The organism is Bradyrhizobium sp. (genome assembly GCF_049581145.1).
Taxonomy (GTDB): Bacteria; Pseudomonadota; Alphaproteobacteria; order Rhizobiales; family Xanthobacteraceae; genus Bradyrhizobium.
The window spans coordinates 1-1,948 of sequence record NZ_JBAURI010000665.1 but is presented as its reverse complement, the minus strand read 5'-3'; the positions used below and the strand labels follow the sequence as shown (position 1 = coordinate 1,948).

The following is a 1,948-nucleotide window of genomic DNA, read 5'->3' as shown; positions in this document are numbered from 1 at the left end:
GAAGCAACGGCCGCGCTCGATCCGATCACGGAAAAAGCCATCGATGAGAGTCTCCGGCGCAGGGGCTGTACCTGCATCATCATAGCCCATCGCCTGAGCACAATCCGCGATTGCGACGAAATCATCGTTTTGGAGCGGGGGCGGATCGTGGAGCGCGGCACCCATGAACAGCTTGTCTTCCTGCAAGGCTCTTACGCAAAACTTGTGGCGAGCGAATGAGTGAAGAGGCTGCCGGCAACGAATCGATTCACCAGGAGCACGCGCTCGCCGGGCCGGCCCGCGCGATAACCCTCGACCCCCGCCACCCCCTGCTTCTCAATCATCGCGATCAGGTCCTGGAGGTCGGAGCCGGGCATATCGACGTCTTCGCCGTGGAGGCGGTTGGGACGATCGGCATGCGCCATCACCTGTTTCGTCTTGAGCAGGGTGCGATCATCCTGGATCTGCACACGGCTTGCGAGACGTCGGGAGGCGGACTGCAGATCATCGCGATCGGCGGCGCAGGCGCTACGATCAATACGATGCCGCGCAGTGGCATAACGTCGCTCGATGCTGTTTCGGGCTGGATTGCCTGCTTGGCCGGTATCGCTGACCATCCGGCACGGTTCTATGGCATTCCCGAGCTCACTGCTGGCGAACGGAAGCAGATGCGGCCGGGTGACTCCTGTCGCGGTCCGATGCGAGGCTTGGTATGGACCCGCGTTGAAACAGGGACTGCCAGGCTCCTGGATGTGGATCAAGCATGGCCCGAAGGTCATGCCATTCCACTCGGCTTTGGACTTTGGCTTGCGGCCCGCGAGCCCGGTTGCGTCCTTGCGGCGGATACGGAACTGCCGGCGCCCCCGCTGCTCTGGCCCGCGCTCGATCGACTACATGTTGCCGTCATTGCTCATCTCCGGAGGACGCTCGGGCTGCTACAGCGCCAGCAACAGCAAGGGTTGACGAGGAGGGCCGAGCTGATCCAAGCGCAGACGATCGACGCACTCGAACGGCTTTCCGCGGTCGTCTCCAAGACGTCGGATCGCGCTCAATTTGATCTGGACGCATCTGATCCATTGCTCTCCAGTTGCCGGATCGTGGCGGATGCCCTCGGCACCTCGATTGCGCATTCCGGCCGGTCGCGTTCTTCAGGCGGGACGCTTGGCGAGGTCCTGGAGATTGCGCGAGCGAACCGACTGCGGGCGCGCCCGGTGCAATTACACGACCAATGGTGGAAAGCCGATGCCGGTCCGCTTCTCGCCTGGCATGGGAAAAGCCGCGATCCGGTGGCGCTCGTCCGCGGTCGCAATCGGTACACGATGTTGGATCCGAAGCATGGGCGGCGTCATCGTATTGATCGTTCCGTCGCAAAGGACCTCGCGCCGGAAGCTGTCAGCTTCTACAAAGTCCTGCCCGCCCGAGCGCTCGGCTATCGAGATCTGCTTTCCTTTTCGACAGGTGGCTTGGCCGGCAGCATGGTCCGTATCGCTCTGGCGATCATCGCCATCGGGCTGCTATCGCTTATCCCGCCGCTGCTCACCAATTTCCTCGTCAGTTCGGTGATTCCGCGGACCGAGCTCGACCAGCTCATCATTTGCGCGGCAGCGTTAGCCGTCACGGCGGTCGCGATCGCCGGGCTGCAAGGCATGCAGGGCCTGGTCACCTTGAGCATCGAAGGCTCGCTCGACTACAAGCTACAGGCGGCACTCGTCGATCGCCTGCTCAGGCTGCCCGCCTCTCTGTTTCGCGACTACACCACTGGTGACCTTGTCGACAGATCGATGGGCATCGAAGCCGCCCGCCAGATCCTGACGGGGCGCGTCCTCCGGGGCTTTACCGCGGCGCTGTTCGGTCTCTTCAGCATTGGACTCATGCTTTATTACGACCTCAAGCTCGGCAGCATCGCGCTTGTGCTGGCGGCGCTCAGGGCGGCCGTTACACTCGCCGCCGGCTCGATACGGGTGTACTA

1 protein-coding gene and 1 pseudogene are annotated in these 1,948 nt (G+C 62.8%); both read left to right on the top strand.

Translation table 11 applies throughout. The features are described from left to right. Positions 1–219: pseudogene (locus WCB02_RS21710) on the top strand (ABC transporter ATP-binding protein); the annotation flags it as partial. Next, positions 216–1,948, top strand: a 1,733-nt coding sequence (locus WCB02_RS21705; RefSeq protein ID WP_423961284.1) for an ABC transporter transmembrane domain-containing protein, incomplete at its 3' end; no start/stop codon positions are given. The pseudogene WCB02_RS21710 and the gene WCB02_RS21705, both read left to right, overlap by 4 nt.